The 22,983-nt window shown below is 55.9% G+C and carries 16 protein-coding genes and 7 pseudogenes; 16 read left to right on the plus strand and 7 right to left on the minus strand.

Annotation, left to right across the window (positions count from 1 at the left end):
* The first annotated feature begins 675 nt into the window (after window positions 1-675).
* Complete coding sequence (locus V6P94_RS15595) at window positions 676-993, plus strand: hypothetical protein (RefSeq protein ID WP_338647568.1); 318 nt, start codon at window positions 676-678, stop codon at window positions 991-993.
* Window positions 994-1,453: 460 nt separating this feature from the next.
* Here the strand turns inward: V6P94_RS15595 and V6P94_RS15600 are convergent, their stop codons facing one another.
* Entirely contained in the window at window positions 1,454-2,374 is a 921-nt protein-coding gene (locus V6P94_RS15600; protein WP_338647570.1) for a universal stress protein, read from the minus strand.
* A 264-nt stretch (window positions 2,375-2,638) separates the two neighbouring features.
* Between V6P94_RS15600 and V6P94_RS15605 the strand changes: the two are divergent.
* The 4 genes and pseudogenes from V6P94_RS15605 (at window position 2,639) to V6P94_RS15620 (ending at window position 6,306) form a co-directional block, all read left to right on the plus strand.
* Window positions 2,639-3,712 (plus strand): annotated as a pseudogene (locus V6P94_RS15605) (NAD(P)-dependent alcohol dehydrogenase).
* A 39-nt stretch (window positions 3,713-3,751) separates the two neighbouring features.
* The gene (locus tag V6P94_RS15610; protein ID WP_338647572.1) at window positions 3,752-3,994 is read left to right on the plus strand and encodes a hypothetical protein; all 243 of its coding nucleotides are present in this window, start codon (window positions 3,752-3,754) and stop codon (window positions 3,992-3,994) included.
* A 45-nt stretch (window positions 3,995-4,039) separates the two neighbouring features.
* A complete protein-coding gene (locus V6P94_RS15615; protein ID WP_338647575.1) occupies window positions 4,040-5,278 on the plus strand; it encodes a DUF4010 domain-containing protein in 1,239 nt (412 codons plus the stop codon).
* 104 nt (window positions 5,279-5,382) lie between these two features.
* A pseudogene (locus V6P94_RS15620) lies at window positions 5,383-6,306 on the plus strand (universal stress protein).
* An 11-nt stretch (window positions 6,307-6,317) separates the two neighbouring features.
* Here the strand turns inward: V6P94_RS15620 and V6P94_RS15625 are convergent.
* Window positions 6,318-6,881 (minus strand): annotated as a pseudogene (locus tag V6P94_RS15625) (GNAT family N-acetyltransferase).
* A gap of 224 nt (window positions 6,882-7,105) precedes the next feature.
* On the opposite strand from V6P94_RS15625, the gene V6P94_RS15630 reads away from it, so the two are divergent.
* The 6 genes and pseudogenes from V6P94_RS15630 to V6P94_RS15655 all read left to right on the plus strand — a co-directional run bounded on the left by V6P94_RS15630 (window position 7,106) and on the right by V6P94_RS15655 (window position 12,386).
* Window positions 7,106-8,011, plus strand: coding sequence for a universal stress protein (locus V6P94_RS15630; protein WP_338647578.1), 906 nt, complete (start codon window positions 7,106-7,108; stop codon window positions 8,009-8,011).
* 53 nt (window positions 8,012-8,064) lie between these two features.
* Window positions 8,065-8,826: pseudogene (locus V6P94_RS15635) on the plus strand (universal stress protein); the annotation flags it as partial.
* Window positions 8,827-8,936: 110 nt separating this feature from the next.
* Window positions 8,937-9,857 carry a universal stress protein gene (locus V6P94_RS15640; RefSeq protein WP_338647580.1) on the plus strand — a complete coding sequence of 307 codons (921 nt, stop codon included), beginning with the start codon at window positions 8,937-8,939 and terminating at the stop codon, window positions 9,855-9,857.
* Between the two features lie 98 nt (window positions 9,858-9,955).
* Complete coding sequence (locus V6P94_RS15645) at window positions 9,956-11,398, plus strand: MBL fold metallo-hydrolase (RefSeq protein WP_338647582.1); 1,443 nt, start codon at window positions 9,956-9,958, stop codon at window positions 11,396-11,398.
* Complete coding sequence (locus tag V6P94_RS15650; RefSeq protein ID WP_338647584.1) at window positions 11,379-11,954, plus strand: hypothetical protein; 576 nt, start codon at window positions 11,379-11,381, stop codon at window positions 11,952-11,954. The genes V6P94_RS15645 and V6P94_RS15650 overlap by 20 nt, the downstream gene beginning before the upstream one ends.
* Before the next feature lie 183 nt (window positions 11,955-12,137).
* A complete protein-coding gene (locus V6P94_RS15655; protein WP_338647586.1) occupies window positions 12,138-12,386 on the plus strand; it encodes a helix-hairpin-helix domain-containing protein in 249 nt (82 codons plus the stop codon).
* Here the strand turns inward: V6P94_RS15655 and V6P94_RS15660 are convergent.
* A pseudogene (locus V6P94_RS15660) lies at window positions 12,363-12,833 on the minus strand (alcohol dehydrogenase catalytic domain-containing protein); the annotation flags it as partial. The gene V6P94_RS15655 and the pseudogene V6P94_RS15660 sit on opposite strands and share 24 nt — an antisense overlap.
* Window positions 12,834-12,855: 22 nt before the next feature.
* Window positions 12,856-13,594, minus strand: a pseudogene (locus V6P94_RS15665) (helix-turn-helix domain-containing protein).
* A 192-nt stretch (window positions 13,595-13,786) separates the two neighbouring features.
* Here V6P94_RS15665 and V6P94_RS15670 point away from each other — a divergent pair.
* The 4 genes from V6P94_RS15670 to V6P94_RS15685 all read left to right on the plus strand — a co-directional run bounded on the left by V6P94_RS15670 (window position 13,787) and on the right by V6P94_RS15685 (window position 20,007).
* Window positions 13,787-16,159, plus strand: coding sequence for a phosphoketolase family protein (locus tag V6P94_RS15670; RefSeq protein ID WP_338647588.1), 2,373 nt, complete (start codon window positions 13,787-13,789; stop codon window positions 16,157-16,159).
* Window positions 16,160-16,619: 460 nt separating this feature from the next.
* Window positions 16,620-18,902, plus strand: a complete 2,283-nt coding sequence (locus tag V6P94_RS15675; protein WP_338649451.1) for a heavy metal translocating P-type ATPase — start codon at window positions 16,620-16,622, stop codon at window positions 18,900-18,902.
* A gap of 116 nt (window positions 18,903-19,018) precedes the next feature.
* On the plus strand, window positions 19,019-19,549 hold the full coding sequence (locus V6P94_RS15680; RefSeq protein ID WP_338647591.1) for a cation-transporting P-type ATPase: 531 nt from the start codon (window positions 19,019-19,021) through the stop codon (window positions 19,547-19,549).
* On the plus strand, window positions 19,510-20,007 hold the full coding sequence (locus V6P94_RS15685) for a hypothetical protein (RefSeq protein WP_338647593.1): 498 nt from the start codon (window positions 19,510-19,512) through the stop codon (window positions 20,005-20,007). Before V6P94_RS15680 ends, V6P94_RS15685 begins: the two co-directional genes overlap by 40 nt.
* A 215-nt stretch (window positions 20,008-20,222) precedes the next feature.
* Here the strand turns inward: V6P94_RS15685 and V6P94_RS15690 are convergent, their stop codons facing one another.
* On the minus strand, window positions 20,223-20,438 hold the full coding sequence (locus V6P94_RS15690) for a hypothetical protein (RefSeq protein WP_338647595.1): 216 nt from the start codon (window positions 20,436-20,438) through the stop codon (window positions 20,223-20,225).
* Window positions 20,439-20,577: 139 nt separating this feature from the next.
* Between V6P94_RS15690 and V6P94_RS15695 the strand changes: the two are divergent.
* Window positions 20,578-20,727: pseudogene (locus tag V6P94_RS15695) on the plus strand (lysis protein); the annotation flags it as partial.
* A gap of 72 nt (window positions 20,728-20,799) precedes the next feature.
* Here the strand turns inward: V6P94_RS15695 and V6P94_RS15700 are convergent.
* On the minus strand, window positions 20,800-22,053 hold the full coding sequence (locus V6P94_RS15700; RefSeq protein ID WP_338647597.1) for a ferredoxin reductase family protein: 1,254 nt from the start codon (window positions 22,051-22,053) through the stop codon (window positions 20,800-20,802).
* A gap of 201 nt (window positions 22,054-22,254) precedes the next feature.
* Window positions 22,255-22,800 (minus strand): cytochrome b, encoded by a 546-nt coding sequence (locus tag V6P94_RS15705; protein WP_338647599.1) that lies wholly within the window; start codon window positions 22,798-22,800, stop codon window positions 22,255-22,257.
* Window positions 22,801-22,983 lie beyond the last annotated feature (183 nt).

Genomic DNA, 22,983 nt, shown 5'->3' on the forward strand with positions numbered 1-22,983 from the left:
GTTTTGCTCGGGCGTGACCTTCGTTCTTCTGCTGACAGCGGGCGGCTACTGGCTATTTACGACACCCGCACCTTATGTACCCTTGAGCCGCTTAGATCCCGCGTCGGTGTCAATGATAGCTGTGGGTGATCAAGGCAGCGGCAAGTGGCTGCAGTGGCAAGTAGGTCAAACCATGGAGAAAGTTGCGTTCACTGAGGGGCGGCTGAATATTGTGGTGCTTCTAGGCGACAATTTTTACGGTAACTCGTTAACCAGTACTCATGATCTCAGCTGACAAATCAAGTTCGAGCGTGTTTATTGGGGCCGCTGGCTCAGTCATGAACCGTTCTACGCTGTGCTAAGTAACCATGATTACCCCGTGTCGCAAAAGTATGAGATCGAGTACGGGCAACAGCACAAGGGATCAGGCCGCTGGCAGATGCCTGCGAGCTTTTACGTTAAGGATTTCGGTGATATAGACGGGCGGCCATTGGTGCGCATGGTATTCCTTGACACATCGGCGCCACGTGAAGCTTGCAACAGCAAATTGACTTGATTGATCAGGCATTTCAGGCAGGCGGAGCGGCTCCTGTATGGCGAATCGTGGCGTCCCATCACCCTGAACGCAATCAACCTCAGCATGGTGATGACTCGGACCTGGTGGCCAGGCTGTTACCGGTTTTATAGCGCAACAAAGTGGATATGCTTTTATCAGGCCATGATCACAATCAGCAATTGCTGTTGCGTGCAGGGGAGCCTGCATGGGTCATCTCCGGTGCTGGAGGCCAGAGCCTTTATGCCCTTAAGACGCCTGAGCCTGATAGTACATTCGCTACATCGTCAGCCGGTTTTGCTAAGATCGACTTGGATGCCAATCAATTGCGGTTAGCTTATTATAATGATCTAGATGGCCTGGAGGTTGGTTATCTCTGGGCTATAGAATGTCCGTGGATGGCTAAAGGTTGTTTACTGCCCGATGAATCACAAGGGACTAGTATGCAGTTAGGACAGTGAGTCACCCCTGACGTTATAGACCTACCCGGAAGATTATTTTTACAGTAGCTGGGCTATCTATAGGGGGGGGGTACGTTTTGCTAATTGATGGGCGCTATAGGGTTATTTCGTCGGCCGGGCGCATAAATAGGGCTGAAACACTTCCGCACCTCAAAATTAAACCCTTTCTGTACTGATGGACAGGCTCATAAAATTGAATGCTTTGCGGAATCCTATTTGTCAAAAAACTCTGACTTATATCGGAAAACTAGTGAATTGAAAATTCGATCGCGCTGGTTCGATTCAGGGTTGCAATGATTACTAGCACAGGTTGATCCGTGTCTTACGCTTTGGCGATCCGCTTACTAAGTTCAATATTTCCATAGTGCACTTGCAATAAGGGCAGGTTCAATTCGGACTTTATTGTGTTGACGATGCTCAAGCATCAGACCAATCGCAAAACCTTGGTTTTATCCATCTTTCAGATTTTTTCTGGGGAAAGCACCCACACGCTGCAGGGCAACTTGTACAGCAGATGTTCCACCGTACTGCCAATCAACTGTTCCATGCCGTGGTGACCAATTCGTCCCATGACAATCACATCAATGTCATAGGCCTGGGCATAGCTGGACAGCACTTTGGCGGGATTGCCCATGATCATGTGCTGGCGTTCCGGCGGGATACCATTGCGTTCAGATAGCTCACGAAACGCATCAGCCTGCGCATCGAACAATGCATTGGCTTTTGCCGAGGAGAAAAACGCCGAGCCATTACTGAAACCGAACTCGTCCGCGCTGATCCTGGAAAGGTCATGGGCGTAGATCACATCCAGCTCTGCATTACAGGTGCTCGCCAGTTTACAGGCCTCACGCAGAATTCTGTCGTTGAAGTCCTTGTATTGGTCATCAGAATGAAACGGGTCAACGGCTGCGACGATCTTGCGTGGCAAAACGTTGTGCAAGTGACTGACAAAGTGCAGTGGCACTGGGCACTCACGTAGCAGGTGGATATTCAACGGCGTAAATATCAAGCGTGACAGCAGCGATTCGTGCTCCAGGGCCTTGATCAAAACGTCCATCGGCTGTTCTTTGAGGTGAATGAGGATCTCCTTAAATGGGCGTTCGACCCAGACGACCTCCGTGGTGACGTGCACGCCGATCTTGCGCATGGGGCGGGCCTGGTCTTCGAGCCACTGACGATGGCGCTCGACATAGCCCAGTTGCATCTGTTCCAGCGCCTGTTCGTTGACCATTCCGGCAGTCGCCAGCCCTTCAAGATAATCGAACGCCACTATGTGCAGGGCAGCATCTGAAGCCTTAGCCAAGGCAGCAGCCCGATCGAAGGCTGGGCTGTTTTTCATCAGCGGTGAGACGACCAGCATGAAGCGTTGTTGATCGGACATGACTGATCTCCAGTAGGGAAACGCTTGCCCCGATGGCGGCGGTGTTCTTGGGCAGTGAAGCTGTGAACCTAGCTTGGCGCTGTTCAAGGTGCCGTGTTTGATCTTTGTCAAATCGAAGGGAAACAAGGGTATTGCCCCACGTGCGGTAGTCCGGACTTCAGCTCATAACCAAATTGTTGACCATTATCAATCTTTCGACCGTCTCCCCGGCGCAGTCTTTGGGCTCCTACTCACCTTGGCTTAAACAAGAAAAGGAGGATCACCATGACAATCATGAGAGCGGCTGTTTTCGTCGAAAAAAATCGGATCGTACTGGAAGACAAGCCTGTCCCTGAGGTCGGTCCTTTGGACGCATTGGTGCGTATTACCACCACTACGATTTGCGGCACTGACGTGCATATCCTGCGCGGTGAATATCCTGTGGCCAAAGGCCTGACCATAGGCCATGAGCCGGTTGGCGTTATTGAACGGTTGGGATCGCAGCTGCGCGGGTTTGTCGAAGGGCAGCGGGTGATTGCCGGGGCCATCACTCCCAGCGGACAAAGTTACGCCTGCCTGTGCGGGTGCGGCTCCCAGGATGGTCCTGATACCCGCCACGGCTTTCGTGCCATCGGCGGCTGGAAGTTCGGCAACACCATCGACGGATGCCAGGCCGAGTACGTGCTGGTACCGGACGCCATTGCCAATTTATGCCCCATTCCAGATGGGCTCAGTGATGAGCAGGTACTGATGTGCCCGGACATCATGTCCACCGGGTTTTCCGGGGTTGAGCGGGGTGACGTGCATATTGGCGATACCGTTGCGGTGTTTGCCCTGGGGCCCATCGGGCTCTGCGCGGTCGCAGGCGCACGGCTCAAAGGCGCGACGACGATCATTGGCGTGGATGCCGTGGCCGAGCGGATGAGTGTCGCGCGAGGATTGGGCGCGACTCATGTGGTCAACTTCAAGGACTGCGATGTGGTCGAGCAGATCATGGCGCTGACCGATGGCCGCGGTGTCGATGTTTCCATCGAGGCACTGGGTACCCAGGGCACGTTTGAATCCGCGTTACGGGTTCTGCGTCCGGGTGGTCGACTCTCGAGCCTTGGCGTCTAGTCCAGCGACCTGCGCATTCCCCTGGACGCCTTTGCTGCAGGGTTGGGCGATTACAGCATTGTGACTACCCTGTGCCCAGGCGGGAAGGAGCGCATGCGTCGCTTGATGGCGGTGGTGCAGAGTGCAGGTGTGGACTTGTCGCCGCTGGTGACCCACCGCTTCAAACTCGATGATATTGAAGCTGCCTATGAATTGTTTGCTCAGCAACGGGACGGTGTCATGAAGGTCGCGATTACGCCGTGAGCTGTGCGCGCTGATTCTCGAAGCAATATGGAGGTCTCTATGATCATTGATATCACGGAGAAACCGGCAAACCATTGTTGGGTCGTGCGCTTGGATGCCTTTAAAGTGAATTTCAACAGCCAGGAAGAAGCGCAGGCATTTGTGGGCCTGCTCAAGGCACGTATCGAGGCGCCCCATGTCTGGCCAGGTGTTGATCGCCTGGTAGACCACACAAGACGCACGCCTGGCCGTCAAACGGCTTACGCTAATGGCAAGCGCGTTTGCGCCGCACCCGTGGAGTAACGATGTGTGCCATTGCCGGTCGCAGTTCAAGCAGATGACAACCCAATGAGCGCAGGCATTGGGCTGACAGGCGCAGCTGCAGCGCTGGGGATTGGCCTGCTCATCGGTCTTGAACGCGAACGGCACAAGGGGCAGGGCGAGACCCGCGCTTGTGCCGGTTTACGGACCTTCGCCATTACGGCGTTGCTGGGGCATGTGGCGATGCAAGTCGGCGGCGGTTTGCTGGTGGGCATCGTGGCCATCGTTCTGGGATTGCTCGTCACCATGGCGTATTGGCGAAGCCTAAGCGACGACCCCGGGGTAACCAGCGAAGTGGCGTTGTTGACGGTGCTGGTGCTGGGAGCTCTATGCGGCACAAGCCCCGAGCTGGCGATTGCTGTCGGCGTGGTGCTGGCAGGTCTGCTGACTTATCGAGAGAAGCTGCATCACTTTGCCCGCAGCCAATTGACTGATGCGGAGTTAGGCGACGGCCTTATTCTCCTGACAGCTGCGCTGGTCGTGCTGCCCTTCGCACCGGACCGCTTTATCGGTCCCTACGCGGCCATCAATCCGCGCACCATTTGCAGCCTAACTGTATTGCTGATGGCAGTGGGAGCGGTTGGGCATATTGCGGTTAGGACCCTGGGGGCCCGGTACGGATACGCGATCAGCGCCATTGCCTCCGGATTCGCCTCCAGCACTATGACGATCGCCGCGATGGGGCATCTCGTCGCCCGGCAGCCCGACAATATCAAGGTCCTGAGTGCGGCCGCGATCCTGTCCAACATGGCCACCGTTACACAGGTAGGCCTGATACTGGGGGCGGTTGACCCCGGTTTGCTGCGCCATATGTGGGGGCCATTGATGTGCGGAGCCGTCGCTACGGCGTTGTATGGGCTATGCCTTATGTTTCCCAGGTCAGCAAGCGAGGCTAACCAGCAGATCAAAGTCGGCGGGGCGTTCAACCTCAAGCTGGCCCTGATCGTCACGTTGACCATGACCGGCATCGCCTTTTTTTCCTCCTTGATGCTCAGCCATTTCGGCCAGGTAGGCGTGATGCTGACGGCCACCCTCAGCGGCTTTGCCGATGCACATGCCTCCACGGCATCGATCGCCACGCTGGCCAAGTCCGGGCAGATTTCGTTTGATGCCATTGTCGCTCCAGTGCTGATTGCTATCAGCAGCAACTCCATCAGTAAATGCGTGGTGGCGTGGGTCAGCGGCGGGCGCCGCTTCGCCGCTTATGTGGCTCCTGGCCAAGCGTTGCTGACACTAGCGATATGGGCAGGCATGTGGATTTCCTGACGGATATCGCGCATGTCACTGACAAAAAGCAAATGCTCAAATCCAGCAACGATCAATCTGTGACTCTATTACTGGATTGAAATGGCCGCGTGCCGAGGTGCCCGATGTCGCAGACTCAACGTTTACTCTTGATCGCCCCACTAGCCATGACTCACACCCCGGCCTTCGATCGGGCTGCAGCGTTGGCGCGGGTGATGCAACTACCCGTGCATATCGTTGCGTTAGACTATTCACAGGCCTTGGCGGTGGCCGGGTTGTTCGTCCCGGAACAATTCGCGGGGCCCCATGATGGTTATCTGCAAGCCCATCGCCAATGGCTCGCTGATCAGGCCGCACTGATGAGTAAGCATGGCGTGGAGGTCACCAGTGAGGTGGTGTGGGTCCAGCATCCTTTCGAATAAATCATGAGCTTTATCAATGAGATGCCACTAACGCTGATCATCAAGGACGCTCAGGAAGAGTTGGGGCTCAAACGAGTGTTTTTCACCCCGATGGATTGGCAGTTGCTGCGTTATTGTCCTGTGCCGGTGCACCTGGTGACCACGCCGTTGAACGCCCGGCCTCGTAACGTTTTGGCCATCATAGATGTGTTGCGAGAGGGGGATCAGGCCCCCGTGTACAATGAGCAGATTATCGATGCAGCCGAAAAGCTGGCGGCGCTATGTGATGCCAATCTTGAACTGCTGCATGTGTATGACTGGACGGCCGTATACGTTCAGAGCATGGGGTTTGGCGCATTGCCGTTGGCCACCGGGATCTATGAAATGTTGGGAACTGCCCAACATGAAGCATTTGCAGCCATTGCTGAACGCCACGGCGTGCCACCGGAGCGCAGGCACTTCATAGAGGGCGCTCCCGTGCCGAGTATTTGTGAATTTGTCAGTGAGCACCACGTCGATGTCATCGTCATGGGCACCGTGCAAAACAAGGGGTTGAGCAAACTACTAGGCAGCACGGCCGAGCAACTTTTTCATCGGGCGCCGTGCAGTGTGCTGGCGATAAAGCCAGGAAGAGTGCTGCAATCCTGAGGTGCGATTTTTTACAGGTAAAGCCGGTGAATGACCTGACGACTGTCGTCGGGGTCATTGTGCGTCTCGAAACCCAGTGCCTTGGCCAGGTCGCGCATCGGCGCATTGCTGGAGGCGTCCACCGAGTACATCTGGTGAAAGCCATTTTTCCGGGCAGCCTTAATCAGATGTTCCATCAGTAAAGTACCCAAGCTCAGATGGGTCCATTCATCGGCGACCGTTACAGCGCATTCACATTCATGCTAGCCGGTGGCTGCGTAACGGCTAATACCGATCTCGATCAGTTGCCCGTTGTCATGGACCAGGGCGATATAGGCCATACGCTGCTTGTTGTCGGTGTCCATCAACTGATTGAACATCGCGGCGCTGGGTTCAGCGACATGCGCGAGAAAGCGCATGTGCCGGGATTCGGGGGACAGCCGTTTGATGAATACATATGCACGGTCGCGGTCCTTCTACGCCAGTGGCCGGATCAGCACATGGCGTCCGTCCTTGAGCGCTTCAATCCAATGTTGCCCGGTGACCGCGGTGTAAGCGGCCGCGGCCCGGTCATTGTGGTCTTTGACGGTAAGCATGGGAGGCTCCTCCAGTACGGTTAGTAAACCGGGCGCGTGGCAAAAGTGCCGCGTGTGATTGCTTTTCTACACCGTTGTCGGCGCTTGGATCTGATCTGGATCAGACAGCTGTGCCAGCAACACTTGTTGGCCAGTGCTTGATGTAAATCAAACCGCGCCAGATGAAGGCGCGCAGTCTTCAACCATGCCGGCACTGAATGACCGGAGTCGAATGGAGGTGTGTGGTGGGGCAATATCAACGTTTTCTACTGATTGCGGACCCAACCCTGCATGAGTCTCCCGCCCAGTTGCGCGCCGTCGCCTTGGCCAAGGCGGCCTGTGCTGTGCTGGATGTGCGGACCTTTGTCGAGCCGGCACCGGTGGTGCATTTATGGCAAGAGCAAGTCGACGATGCAGAGCCGCAGCGTTATAGGCGCCGCTACCGCCGCTGGGAGGCCGAAGAACTGGATCGGCTCAGCAACCTGGGGCTGCAGGCAACGGTTAAAGCCGTCTTCACCACCCATCCACTGCTGGACATTTTGAGGACGGTCGAGGATCTCAAACCCGATCTGTTGATCAAGGATGTCGCCCTTGAAGCCGCGCTCAAGCGGGTGTTCATTACCCCACTTGATTGCCACTTGTTGCGTGAATGCCCGACTCCTGTGCATCTGGTCAACCAAGTTCGCTACAGATTGCCTCACAGGGTTGTCGCGGCAGTCGATCCGTTCGACCCTTCGACACACATCAGCGGGTTGAACGACACCATTATTCAGACGGCGAACGCCTTGGCCCTGCAATGCGATGCGCCGCTACACCTGCTGTACGCTTATGATTTATCGCCCGCTTTCAATGGTGACGCACCACTGGCCACTGGCGGTTGGGGCGTGGACTTGATCGAAGAGCTGCGTCAATCCCTGCACCAGGCGTTTATTGCATTGGCGGAGTGTTATGGCGTGCCACCCGAGCGCCGGCATTTCGTCATGGGGCTGCCGGTGCCGGTGATCAGTGAGTTCGTCGAGCAATACCTGGCCGATGTCGTGGTGATGGGCACGGTGCACCGCATGGGTTTTGACCGGCTGATCGGTAGCAACACAGAACGAGCGCTGTACTCTGTGCCTGGCAGCATTCTGGCGGTAAGGGCCAATCGCTGATGCCTGACCATTAGCGGTTTGCGTCGTACTTCCCCGTCATTTGAAGATGGATCATGAGCCAGTATCAACGTCTTTTACTTATCATCAATCCGGCGCTGCGTCATTCCCCAGCCGTGAACCATGCAGCATCACTGGCTAAGGCCAACGGCGCGAGTTTGCATATCGCGGCGCTTATCTCCACGCTCAGATGGTTATCGCTGCTTGAGGAGGGCGATCGGGCATTGGCCCGCGAGCATTACCTGCAGGCCCATCGCATCTGGCTTGAGGCTCAGGCGCAGAATCTGCGTGGCGGGGGCATTGAGGTGACTACGCAGGTAACGTGGGCGCAGGACATGAAGCAAGACATCATCGATCACGTCACTGACATGCAGCCGGACCTGTTGATCAAGGAGATTGCATCGGCGCTCAAGCGGGCCTTCTTCACGCCTTTGGACTGGCATTTGTTACGTCACTGTACGGTGCCGGTTTATCTGGTGGGCGGCAGTGGCTTGGGCTTACCGCGTAAGGTGGTCGCGGCAGTCGAAGTATCGGATGTCGAGTCAGCTGACGACGTACTCAACGACCGAATCATCAAGCAAGCCTGCAGCCTTGCCATGTAGTGCAATGCCGAGGTGCATTTGCTGTTCGCCTGCGATATCTCGGCTGCTTTTCTGGCAAGCATGGACGGCCTCACCTTCGCTGACCTGACTAAAGCGCTGCGCAGGGACCTGGAAAAGTCTTTCCTTTGGTTGGCAGGACAATTCGGTGAGCCCCCGGATCGTCGACATTTCATAGACGGACATCCGGTCAAGGTGTTGAGTGAGTTCGCTGCCGAACTACCGCGGGCGTACGTTCATTGAGGCTGATTCGTTGATAAAAGTCAGGTTTCCCCTCGGCATGCCCCCCAATAATTGACCAGCAGACAGGACCCTGGGCGAGGTACGTGATGTTCAAGTTCAAACGCATTCTATTGATAGCCCCCAACGAGATGACCCACACCCCGGCGTTTGAGCGCGCGCATGCCCTGGCGCGTGCAACCGGTGCGTTGTTGCACATCGTCGCGTTCGATTATATTCAAGCGTTGGCGGTAGCCGGGCTGCTGGACCACGACGCAATGGCCCAAGCACGAGAAGGCTATTTGCAAGTGCACCGTCACTGGTTGGAGCAGCAGGCCCGTTTTTACCGATGCGGCAGTCTGCAGGTGAGCACCGAAGTGGTCTGGGCCAAATCGAGCCTGGCCAACCTGCTGGAATACGTGAATGACTTCCATCCGGACCTGGTGGTCAAGGACACCCACTACGTGTCAGCACTGGACCGAGCCTTTCACCGCCCCCTGGATTGGCGCCTGCTGCGCGAGTGTCCGACGCACCTGCATCTGGTGACCAGCGCCAGAAATCCAAAACCATTGAAAATCCTGGCGGCGATCGATTTATCTCATCTGGAGGAGATGACGCAGGGGTTGAATGACCAAATAGTCGATCTGGCTTCTACCCTGGCTATCAGTTGCGGCGCCGAGCTGCACATGCTTAACGTCAGTCGTTGGTCAGAGATCAGCGATGTACTGAAGAGTTTGCCCACAGGCAGCCTTGATGAGAGCTTGAGGGACGCAATTGAAGATGCGCAGCAAGAGGCTTTCGAGGTGCTTGCCGAGCGCTATTACGTCAAGGATGCACATCGACATCTCCTGACGGGCATTCCCCACAAGGTCATTGGATTGTTCGCACAACAGCATGCCTTCGATATGGTGGTGCTGGGCACGGTTTATCATCGCACGCCTGCACGGCTTATTGGCGATACCGTCGAGAGCCTGCTGAACCGGGCGCCGTGCAGCTTGATGATCGTCAAACCTCTACGCTCATTCGCTTGAATGAGGTGCCATCGAGCCTACAGTTGATAAAAATCAACTGATCCTAGACCAAAAGGAGCAATGAATAGCGCTCCTCTGAATATTCAAGGACAACGGCCATGCGAATCACATTTCTAGGTGCCGCAGGTACGGTCACGGGTAGCAAGTATCTGCTGGAGCATGGCAACCAACATGTGCTGATCGACTGCGGACTGTTCCAGGGCTATAAACAACTGCGACTGCACAATCGCGACCCGTTCCAGCTTCCGATCAGCAGCCTCAATGCCATTGTGCTGACCCACGCCCATCTCGATCACAGCGGTTATCTGCCCGTACTGGTGCGCAATGGTTATCGCGGCCCGGTGTACGCCACGCCCGCTACCTGTGAGTTGGTGAAAATCCTGCTGTTGGACAGCGGCCGCTTGCAGGAAGAGGAAGCTGAGTTCGCCAACCGGCATGGCTTCTCAAAGCACAGCCCGGCATTGCCGCTTTACACTGAGCAAGATGCTGCCCAAGCACTGAAACTGTTGCGGCCGGTGGAGTTGCACCACAGGGTGGAAATTACCGCGGGCATGACCATCCTGTTGCGTGGCGCCGGGCATATCTTGGGGGCGGCGACGGTGGAGGTGATTGCTGACGGCCAGACCTTGGTGTTTTCAGGGGATTTGGGACGGCCGGATGATCCAGTGATGTTGGCTCCTGAAACTGTCGAACAGGCGGATTACCTGTTGGTGGAGTCTACCTACGGTGATCGTCAACATCCGGTCGAGGCGCCACAGGCGCAATTGGCCGACGTCATCACGCGCACGGCACTGCGCCGAGGGATTACCCTCGTGCCATCCTTTGCGGTTGGACGCGCTCAACTGCTGATGTATCACCTGTATCAGTTGAAGAGCCAACGGGCGATTCCCGATATTCCTATCTACCTCAACAGTCCAATGGCCACCGATGTCACGCTGTTGTACCAGCGCTTTCGGAGCGAGCATAAATTATCTATGCAAGACTGCGAAGGCATGTGCCATGTGGCGCAGTTCGTACACACCGTCGATGAATCGAGAGCGCTTGATCAGCAACGCACCCCAGCGGTGATTATTGCCGCCAGCGGTATGGCGACAGGAGGGCGGGTGGTCCATCACCTCAAGGCACTGGCTCCCAATCCGAATAACACACTGCTAATGCCTGGCTTCCAAGCCGGTGGCACCCGTGGCGCGCAAATTGTTGCGGGAGTGCCTTCGGTGCGTATCCACGGCGAGGACGTGCCGATCCGCGCCGAGGTGGTAGCGATGCAAACACTGTCCGCACACGCCGACGCCGATGAAATCATGCAGTGGTTACGTGGGTTCAAACGACCGCCAAAACATACCTTTGTCGTCCATGGGGAGCCTAACGCGTCGGATGTACTGCGCCGGCGCATCAGTCTCGAATTAGGGTGGTCGGTGTCGGTGCCGGAGTATCGCGATAGTGTCGAACTCTCAAGCATTGACCTGACTGCAGGTTCATCACGATTCCTTCAAACGCCATCGCCGTTAGCGGCAGGGCTGCTTGCAGGTCAAGAAGACTAAGGTCAACTGCGCCTGGGTTGATCAAGATCAAACGTTTTTTTCAGTGGGCGCCATTGTTTTAATTGAGATGGCGAGAGATCCAGTCATGTCAAACCATAAGCTTTTACGCTGGTATCACGCGGTTCAGCACGGGAGCAGGGACGCCGCGCACAAATACCTGCAGCGGACGGGCCCAGGTTCCTGGAGACGGGAGGCGGCCATCCTGCTGTCGGTCTTGTTGGCGCAGCTGGTGGGATTTTTCACGGCGTTTCACTTCGCTTCTAACGCGGTGCAGGACTTGGTGGAAACGTGCACAGCGCGTTTAGAGATCCAGCTTGAAAATGCCGATACAGATCCCCTCACAAAACCCCTGGCCCGGCCATTGTGTGAATGTATGGCACGTTCCTTCCTCGACAAAAACGGTATTGTGCGGCTGGCCATGCTCAACAGCCACCTGCTTGATTTGATGGAACTTGAACCCGTGACGGAAAAGGACGAGGAGGCCTGCATCAGTGCCCTGTGGCTGCCCAATGTCGGATTGGCCAAGCGCATGCCCCTTGAAGGAAGCGGGCGATAGTACTTGCCCGCGATTAGCGGGCGAATTATCTCACTCTGGGCCTTCCCGTCAGAATGCTGCTCAAAGGATGTGCACGATGCTGTAGTTACCCCTCGGGTTCATGCTCGTCTGACCTGCATCAAGCACGACATGCTCAGATCGGCGAATGCTATCGCCATGCCTTTAATACAAGGGGATTTTGCCATGCACCAGCCGAATGGATTGCTGCTAACCCCGCCGCCTGCACCGCTTGGACCGGGGGCCGGCAACGACGAGATCGCGGCGACTTTTGACAATATTGCCGAGCTGTTGGAACTCGAAGACGCCAACCCCTTTCTCATTCGCGCTTATCGTAACGCGGCGCGAACGTTAAGGGCGTTGACCTTCGACGTGGCGAAGATGATCTTACGTGGCGAACCACTGCCCAAACTGCAAGGCGCGAAAGCCGATTAGCTCGGCACACAGCAGCGGTGCGGCCTCTGTATTGGAGAGGGACTCGGGGATAGGAAAACAGAAACGTTGGTCGGCCACGACGTATTCAGCGTAACCACCGTCCAGATGGCAGCGGGTGAACAGGGCCTGATCGCAGAGGTTTTCCCGGCCGGTCTGACAGAAAACGCACTGACCACATGTCCAGCCCAGCTAGGGAACACCCACCCGTTGGCCGATGCGTTTGGGGTCTGCATTAGTGCCCACAGCCATGACGTCGCCGACGATTTCATGCCCCGGCACCCGTGGCAGTACCGCTTGAGGCAATTCACCCTCCACCAGATGTGAATCGGTGCGGCAGACCCCGCAGGCGAGGATCTTGATCAACAATTGATTAGCACTGGGTGTCGGAGTGGGCCGATCTTCCCGTTGCAGCGGCTGACCGGCTTTGTATAAAACCATGGCACGCATAGTGATACCCGGTTGGCTGGGATCAACAGATAGAAAGGCGATGGCAGCCGGCAATCAACTGCTTGAGGCCTTCAAGATTAAGAATTTTGACGTTACGCCCTGAAACATCCACGAGCGCCTGATTCCGCAGGTGTGCGATGCCCCGACAAATGGTTTCCAGGCGCAGGCCAAGGTAGGAGCCGATTTCCTCGCGGCGCATTTTCAACACGAAATCCGTCGATGAATAGCCTCGGGTGCTCAAACGTTGCGACAGGCTCATTAAAAAGGCTGCCAGACGCTCGTCCGAGTTCATGTTGCCTAGCATCATCAGCATGCTGTGGTCGCGCACGATTTCACGGCTGAGAATTTTGTTCAGGTTGTGCTGCAGGGCAGGTAGCTCATGGGCCAGTTCTTCGAGGTGAGCAAAGTGGATGGGGCAAACCTCACTATCTTCAAGGGAAAGGGCAATGCACACATGCCGGTCTAGCGTCAAGGCCGAGGATTTCACCCGGTATCTGAAAGCCGGTGACCTGCTCACGACCATCGACCGAAAGAACGCTGGTCTTGAACGAACCGATTCGCACGGCATACAGCGAGCGCAGCGGATCGCCTGCCCGGTAAAGCGCCACGCCCTTTTTAACCTTGAAGCGTTGCACGATCAGCCTGTCCAGACGCTCGATTTCTTGCCCGGTCATCCCGATGGGCAGGCATAGCTCCATCACACTGCAGTTTGAGCACGCAGCCTTCAGGACGCGGGCTTGCAGAGCGCGGATGTCTGGCATGAGAAGTGGGTTCAATTGGGAGCGACCCCGTAAGTTTAGATGACGTTGTGTCTGGCACGCACCGGATTCTCAGAATTGCAAATTCGACCTGAAAGCCGGCTGGAAATTTGATCTAAATCAAGTCTTATGCCCCTCAGGCTTTCAGAATCGCTTAAAGGCTATCAATAACCGGGTCCTTAGGCGGAGTAGTTTATGAGTAATTTCCTCAATGCTGAGCAACTGGAGGGCCTGGATGCTTATTGGCGGGCATCCAATTATCTGGCCGTTGGACAGATTTACTTAAGAGGCAACCCGCTACTCAAACAACCCCTGACCTTGGCGCACATCAAGCCGCGGTTGCTGGGCCATTGGGGAACGGCACCGGGGTTGAACCTGATCTACATCCATTTGAATAGATTGATCACCCGGTACGACCTGAACATGGTTTTCATTGCCGGTCCCGGCCATGGTGGACCGGCGGTGGTTGCCCAGACTTACCTCGAGGGCACCTACACCGAGTTCTACCCCGCAGTGGAATGTAATGAAAACGGCCTGCTTCGACTGTTTCGCCAGTTCTCCTGGCCCTATGGCATCTCCAGCCATGTCTCGGCACAGATACCAGGGTCAATCCATGAAGGCGGCGAACTGGGTTATAGCCTCGCCCACGCTTACGGTGCCGCGTTTGACAATCCGGATCTGATTGTCGCCTGCGTGATCGGTGACGGCGAGGCTGAAACAGGGACACTGGCCGCCAGTTGGCACTCCAACAAGTTTCTCAATCCAGCGCGGGACGGAGCGGTATTACCCATCCTGCACCTCAATGGCTACAAAATCGCCAATCCCACCATACTCTCCAGAATCAGTGAAGATGAGCTTTCAGCCCTGTTGTATGGCTATGGCTACGACCCGTACTTCGTTGAAGGCGATGACCCGGCGCAGGTGCATCAGGCGCTTGCGCAGACGCTGGACACGATGGTTCTGAAAATTCGTGACATTCAGCTTGAGGCGCGTCGGCCCGGGCTATCCACACCGCCGCAACGACCACTGTGGCCAATGCTGGTCCTGCGAACGCCCAAAGGCTGGACCGGCCCGAAATTCGTCGAGGGGCATCGAGTCGAAGGTACCTGCCGCGCGCATCAAGTGCCATTGGCCGATTTCCAGCAGCCGCTGCATCTGCGCCAGTTGGAGGAGTGGCTCAACAGCTATCGCCCTCATGAGCTGTTTGATGAAAACGGTTCGTTATTGCCCGAAATTGCGGCACTGGCACCGACCGGACACCGGCGAATGAGCGCCAACCCCCACGCCAATGGCGGTGTGTTGTTGCGCCCCTTGGATTTGCCGCGTTTCAGCGATTATGCCGTGAAGTTTGAAGCACCTGGCAGCTTGCGCGCAGAGGCCACACGAGTGATGGGTACGTTTTTGCGCGATGTGATGAAAAACAACCTTGGTGCCAGTAATTTCCGTCTGTTCGGCCCGGATGAAACTGCTTCGAACCGCCTCGATGCGGTCTATGACGTCAGTGCCAAGGCGTGGATGGACCCACTGGAGCCGGACGATCTTAATCTGGCCAGCGATGGTCGCGTCATGGAGATTCTCAGTGAGCAGGTCTGCGAGGGCTGGCTCGAGGGTTATCTACTGACTGGACGTCATGGGTTCTTGTCCTGTTACGAAGCGTTTATCCATATCGTCGATTCGATGGTCAACCAGCATGCCAAATGGCTGAAGACCTCCGCCGAAGTGCCATGGCGTCAACCCATTGCTTCCCTTAATTATTTGCTGACATCCCACGTCTGGCGTCAGGACCACAATGGCTTTTCCCACCAGGATCCGGGGTTCATCGATCTGCTGGCCAATAAAAAGCCGGACGTCGTGCGGATCTACTTACCCCCCGATACCAATTGCCTGTTGTCGGTGACGGACCACTGCCTCAGAAGCCGCCATTACATCAACGTCATCGTCGTCGGCAAACAGCTGGAATGGCAGTGGCTGGATATCGATGCAGCCATTGGGCATTGCCAGAAGGGTATCGGTCGATGGGACTGGGCGTGTCGCAATGATGAAGATCCCGACGTGGTGATGGCCTGTGCCGGTGATGTGCCAACCCTGGAAACACTCGCCGCCGTGACTTTATTGCGTGAGTACGTGCCAGATTTGCGGGTGAGGGTGGTCAATGTCGTAGACCTGATGGTGCTGCAGCCGTCGTACCAGCATCCCCATGGCATACCGGACAGCGAATTCGATGATTTATTTACGCTGGACAAACCGGTGATTTTTGCTTTCCACGGCTACCCTACGCTGATTCACCGCCTGCTGTACAAACGCACTAATCATCAGAATTTCCATGTGCGAGGCTTCAAGGAAGAGGGGGCGACGACCACCCCTTTCGACATGGCAGTGATCAACAATCTGGACCGTTATCAGCTGGCGCTGGACGTCATTGAACGCGTGCCTCGTCTGCAAAGTCTGATCCCGCTCGCCAAGGCGCGATATTGGTCGACGATGGAGCGGCACAAGCTTCATCTCATCGAGCATGGGCAGGACATGCCCGAGGTTCTCAATTGGCAATGGGCGCCAGCGGATAATTAACCACTACGCGGCAAACCAGGGGCTCTGTTACTAGCGGCGGCATACCGATGCTCAACGAAGAGAGACTGCAAGTGGGGCCGGCCTTTTGCAAACTGCCCGCATGAGGTTGGGCGAGAGTAGGGACAGACGGGTTTTGTACCTTGCAGGTGAGTAGCCATAGGAGTCTCCACGAAAGGCGAGGTCTGTGTGCATCGACGGTTTCTAATTTCTGCTGAACGTCCCAAGGGTGTTTAATTCAGATCAGAAAGAGAGTACGCACACCTGTTTTTTCCAAAAGCCGCCTTCACTTGGCTTGTGGTCAGTTTCAATGAATGAGCCAAATCGGACACGTTAAGCATTCTAGAACTAAGCTCTACCGAGGCGTCGCTGACTTTAGTCGTTGAAATCCCCCCTCACGGTCAAGCCACCCGCGTTATGTTCAGCATGGGCAATGCCAATCGTTTTTGAGGTACTCGCTTCGATGCTCAGTAAATGGCTAGACCCCGTGCTGTTGTTGCTCACCGCCTTCACGCTGTTGGCTGGGGGTGTTGCGTATCTTGCACAAAGAGCTGACTGGGCATCGGTGTGCTGGGCTGCCGGCAGTCTGGTGATGGCCTTGGTCCTGCTCGTTGAGATTGCCAAGCGACTGGCTCGCGGGGAGGCAGGGGTAGACTTGATCGCATTGCTGTCGATTAGCGCCGCCCTGATCTTCGAGCAAGCCCTGGTGGCTGGGGTGATTGCGTTGATGCTGGCATCCGGCCGGACCCTGGAGTTTTTCACCAAACAACGTGCCGAACGCGAACTACGAGCCCTCGTCGACCGCGCCCCACGTACGGCCTGGTTGCAGGAGGAGGGCGGCTTACGCAAGATCCCCGTTGAGCAAATCCAGCCCCATCAAACGTTGCTGGTACGGTTGGGAGAGGTCGTGCCGGTCGACGGCCGCCTTCTCAGTGCGGTAGCCACTCTGGACGAATCGGCACTCAGCGGTGAGTCGTTACCGGTCACCCATCGAGAGGGAGAGCAACTGCCCAGTGGGGTATCCAACGTGGGGGCACCTTTCCTGCTGGCGGCCACAACAACGTCAGCGCAAAGCACGTATGCCGGTATCGTACGGCTGGCCGAGGCTGCGCGCCGTTCGCGGGCGCCTTTTGTGCGATTGGCCGACCGCTATGCGTTGTATTTCATACCGCTGACGTTGCTGATTGCCGCTGTGGCCTGGTACGCGAGTGGTGATCCCTTGCGAGCCCTGGCGGTGCTGGTGGTGGCTACACCTTGCCCGTTGATTCTGGCAGTACCCATTTCCATCATGTCAGGTATTTCGAGGGCGGCACGGCGCGGGATTCTGGTCAAGGATGGAGCGACGCTGGAAGCACTGGCCGGGGTAAAGCAGGTGTTTCTCGACAAGACCGGCACGCTGACCAACGGCCATGCCCGTCTGCAGTCGATAGAGGTCAACGGGGTGGCCGACCCGCAACGTCTGTTGGGGCTGGCCGCTTCGCTGGCGCAGGCCTCGACTCACCCCATCTCCCAGGCCATTGTCGAAGCGGCGCATCAGCGCCAATTGCCCCTTAGCGTGCCCCAGGACGTAGAAGAAAGCCCAGGCTCAGGACTGTGTGGGCGGGTTGATGGCGTACTTGTGCGATTTGGTACGTTGTCTTTTGTTCATGAACAAACCCCGGCGAACGAATGGGCCTCAGCCATGCTGCGCCACATGGATTACCTGGCGTGCAGTGGGAGCTTCATCGAAGTGGACGGAACGCTTGCTGGTCTGCTGGTCTTCTCCGACAACGTTCGGCGCGAAACCCCGCAAACCCTGCGCCGACTGCGCAACAGAGGTATCGAAAGGATCGTCATGCTCACCGGGGATCGCCTGGAAACCGCACAGATGATTGCGCTATCTGCCGGCATTGACGAACTGCGTGCCGGATTGACCCCTGAGGAAAAAGTGCGCGCTGTACAGCAAGGTTGCTTGCGCACCAGCACCCTGATGGTCGGCGATGGCATCAACGACGCGCCAGCGCTGGCGGCGGCCAACGTCGGTGTGGCCATGGGGGCCGGTGGTGCCACAGCTTCGGCACAAGCCGCGGGTGTGGTCCTGCTGGTGGATCGCCTCGATCGTCTGGTCGAGGCGCTGGACATTGCCCGCCGCACTCGCTACATCGCCCGCCAGGGTGTGCTGGTCGGGATGGGTATGTCGTTGTTGGCCATGGGAGTGGCTGCCCTCGGTTTCCTGCCGCCATTGATGGGCGCCGTGGTGCAGGAGGGGATCGACGTGGTGATCATCCTTAACGCCTTGCGGGCCCTGGGACCGTCGTTGGGGCGCAGAAAACGAAAGCTGACCGCAGAACACATCGATCGCCTGCAAGACCAACACCAGCAACTCTGCGCTGTGCTGAGCGACCTGCACCAACTGGCCAGCGACTTTGTCAAGCGCCCATGTGCGCAAGCACAGACCGACTTGCAGGAACTGGTCGACAAGCTGCAGACATCCCTGGTGCAGCATGAGCACGAAGATGAAAACACACTGTACCCGCTGCTGACGCGAAGCATGCCAGGCGAGGACCCGATGGCGGCCATGAGCCACGCTCACCGCGAGATATTTCGCCTGATCCATTTGCTGGCGCGCATGAGCCGTGACTTTAGCTCCGACCCTGCGACGACGCCTGCTGATGAGGTTCAATACCAGTTGATCCGGCTCGACACCCTGGTGCAATTGCACTTTGAGCAGGAGGAAGAACTGTTTCGTTATCTGGATTGGCGCTAGGGGGGAGCTGGCACCGTGAACTAAGAGAGTTATCGTCGCCTGCCCTTTCGGTGCATGAGTGGCTGCTACGGAGTTAATGGAATAACGATGCACACGCTGCTGGAAAAGGGGGCGAAATGAGCCGCTTGGTCGGGCCTGCTGAACGCCGTATCACGACCCCATACCTGGAGGATGTCGAGACGGTTCTCCGTGAGTTGGGTTCTGACGCCCGCGGGGGGGTGTCTAATTCAGAGGACCATGTCCGTTTAGATCGTGATGGGTTCAATGAGTTATGCACCGGGCGAACCAAACCCGCTTGGCATTATCTGCTTGTGCAGTTTCAGGCTCCGCTGGTTTATCTGCTGCTCTTTGCCGTGATCATCAGTTTGGTTATCTGGTGTCTGGTGGATCGCGAGGGTTGGCCCGCTGATGCTGTGGTCGTCACGTTGATTGTGCTAGCGAACGGAGTTCTAGGATTTTCCCAGGGAACCCGCTCGCTGCGAGCCGTTGCTGCATTGAGCACGCTGACTCAAACTACCTCATCCATCATCCGCGATGAAGGGTTGGCGCGCATCCCCAGTCATCAACTGGTGGTCGGAGACCTGCTGGTGTTGTCCGAGGGGATTCGGTGGGCGCTGATGCTCGACTGGTTCATGCCAATGGCTTAAGGGTACTGGAAGCATCGCTGACCGGTGAGAGTGAAGCCGTCTTGAAACAGGCTGCCTGTTTGCAGTCAGAGGCCCCTTTGGCTGAGCGCTCCAACATGGTCTTCAAAGGCACTGCCATCGCCCAGGGTTCGGGCCTCGGCATCGTCACGGCAATCGGTATAGCCACTGAAATAGGGGCAATAGCTCAACTGCTGGATGACACGCCGGAGGAGGTTACGCCCCTGCAAAAGAAAGTGCGTGAAATTGGACGGATGCTCGGCATTGCTGTTCTGGTTGTCGCGTCAGTTATTGTTGTCTTGGCCGTGTTGGATATAAAAGGTGTTGTTACCGCTCGGGCGCACGATGATCAGCGGGGCCAGCGGTGGCGGTTGTACGCAGGGCTTTTGGTAGAACTCGGCCGTGGCCTGCTGGGCTCGTGCGCGCAATCCGTCGAGATCGTTGATGCACTGGGTGATTGATCGGTGCATGGTCGAAACTCGACTTGGGCTACGGGTATTCGTCAGCACTCAGACCTTACGACAAGGTAGAGCTGACGAATAACTGCAAGCATGAAAAAGCCCAGTCGAAACCGTACTGTGTTCCACTCTTAAAACACCACCGTATGTAAGAGCAAGGCCGTGCGGGCGTGCCCATCACGATTTACTTGTGCATGGATGAATCCTCCGTTTTCTGATTAACCGACCAGATCAAAAGAGTCAGCGCTGCGCGTAATTATCAGTTCGCCGCCTCTGCGCTCACTGGGGCGGCGATTACGTCGAGCCATCCCGCTGTCATCAAGACCTTGCATAGTCATCACTGCGACTAGCAGCAAGCAGAGCGGCGTGATGATCTGTCGGCGCATCGCTTCGGCGACCATCGCGCCTTGGCGGTGAACACCGAGCTTGAACATGGCGCAGGGCCGCAAGGATGACGCGGGGGAGGGTGAGGGCGCTGCAGTTACCAAACTTGATCCGGTAGAAGCCGGCCTGAAGCTGCTCGATGTGATCCGGGAGTCCAATTTGACGCGACAGACGCTAACCACCAGCGGCACCGGCTGCGTGGCTCATGCAGCCCATAGAGCCCAACGTGAGCCAGCGCATGCTCAACGAATTATCGGCATCACCAACGACGGCGATCAAGGATTGATCGCGTTGCAGGTCTGTAAGACCTATGTTGCAGATGTGTTCGTCTCAGAGTGATGGATTTAGACCCATGGCCTGTAGTAATCGGAGTATTTTACTCAGAGAGCTCAGTATTCTGGTGTTGATTATTTAGCGGAATTCAAAAAGTTCGATGTGCAAGTTAGTTTGTGGAATATTCAGTGCTCGCATAATTTCACGAACGTTAGCCAATAGACCCTTAGGACCGCAGAAACTGATTTGAACCTTGTCGGGGGAGGTTTTTTTAACGGCTTGACGCATTGTTTCGGCCAGTACATCGAGCCCCTTGTCATTGCTCACAAATTCGACGCCTCGAGCTTGTGCCATACCGAGCAAGTGCTCTGCGGGCGGGAAGGCACGAGCGGGATTGAAGCAATATACAAGGGTCGCTTTATCCAGATTTTTAGCGCCAGGATCTTTCAGCCAGGAAACAAATGGTGAGATGCCCACGCCTGCGCCAATCCAAATTTCGCGTTCAGCCTGGGGCTGGCGTTTAAAGCGGCCATATGGGGCGTAAATATCTGCGAGCATGCCAATCTTGACCTGTTCGGTCAGTTTTTTGGTGTAGTCCCCCAGTGGCCGTATCAAGAACTCGATCTGTCCACTTTCATCATTGGCGCTTGCAATGGTGAAAGGATGAGGCTCTCGCAGGCCATTTTGTTTCATCGCCAGAAAAGCAAATTGCCCAGGTTTGAAGGCGAACCCTTTGTGTACCGGAGTGAGTGTTAAGTGAAGTGTTCCATTTTTGCTCGTAACTGCGGTTACCCGATATTCGCCAGCGCGGGCGACAAAGGGGTACAGCGTTAATTTGTAGACTGCTGCAATCACACCCAATCCGCATAGTGAGACCAGCCATACCCCGGAAGGGCTAGTCAAAGTAATCGGTGATTTAAAGCTGAGCCAGTGCACAATTACGATCAAGAACAATAGGCCGGACAGTTTGTGCCACCAGCGCCAGACGTTGTAGGGAATATTACGGTTTAAGGCGAGCAGAACAATCAAGCCCAGGGCGACGTAGCTCAATTGACGTACGAGCCGGGTCCAGTACTTGGGCAGCTCCCAAATAGGTACGCTGTTCCAGGCATCCAGATTGGCCTTGAAAACAAAGTGGTAGGTGGCAAATACCAAGGCCCAGACACCTAGCCATTTATGCGCATCATAGACTCGGTCCAAGCCACCAAAAATGTTTTCAATCACCCTCCAGCGACTCGCGAGCAGGCAGGACGCAGCCATGTAAACCATGGCTGTCGCGCCGAGTACCAAACTCAGGGTCGCCGAGGTTAGCCAAGTATTGACAGGGATCTCGATTAGCAGAGATATGGTTGTGATTAACAATAAACCGACGATCCAGTGCCAGTTTTTCAACGCTTATGCTCCTTTTAGCAACCCGAGGTATGGTTTGAAAATTTACTTTCATCTTCATTGAGAAGGCACGTATCTCAGACCTTAGCAGGTTACAAAAAAAGGGAGGGTGATCTCGATCAGCACCATGGCACGTGAAGTGTGAGCCTCGTCGGTAATCGAGAGAGTTACAGATAAACACATAAGGCGTGTAAGCAAGTCCGGCTAGTGGCGTCTGGGTATCATTCGAATCAGTGTGTTATCGCCAACCAGGTAATGATGGAAAAGTCCTGCGCCGGCGTGTAGACCGATTAGCCAATATCCAGCACTGCCTAACCATTCATGCCAGTTTTTAAACTGCCTCGCCATATCGGGATCCAGAGCTATGGGCGAGGGGAGCGTAAAATCGAAATACGGAACGGATTTGCCTGCGGCACTGAGCATTAACCAGGCCAGCACGGGTGTGGCAATCATAAGCACGTAAAGTGAGATGTGCGTCAGAAAGGCTAATGTCCTCTGCCAGGCAGGAGGACGGGGCAAGATTGGCGGGCGTTGTTTCAAACGCCCCAGAAGCCGGACCCATACCAGTGCGAAAATAGCCATCCCGAACATGGCATGCATTCCCAGCAAGGGGGCCTTGAATGTGCTGCCTCGAGGTAGTAATCCCTTGATCTCTATACAAGCGTAAACACCGAAAAATAGCGCCAGTATTAACCAATGCAAAATAATCGACAGATTTGCGTAACGCTGAGCAACTGAATCGTGGGTCATGAGAGGCCTCGAAAGAGTCATTGCAGGCATTCGAATTATTCGTGTTGCCTGGATTCGGCCTGTAACCGAATCGACGTATGTCAACCTATAGTCAGAGTCTTAATGAAGTCTGAAGGTGATCTTCAGACTTCGTTAAGAAATGCTCCCGATACTCCTCCCAACATGATCCCGGGAGGAGTCAGC

The organism is Pseudomonas sp. ML2-2023-3, assembly GCF_037055275.1.
Taxonomy (GTDB): Bacteria; Pseudomonadota; Gammaproteobacteria; order Pseudomonadales; family Pseudomonadaceae; genus Aquipseudomonas.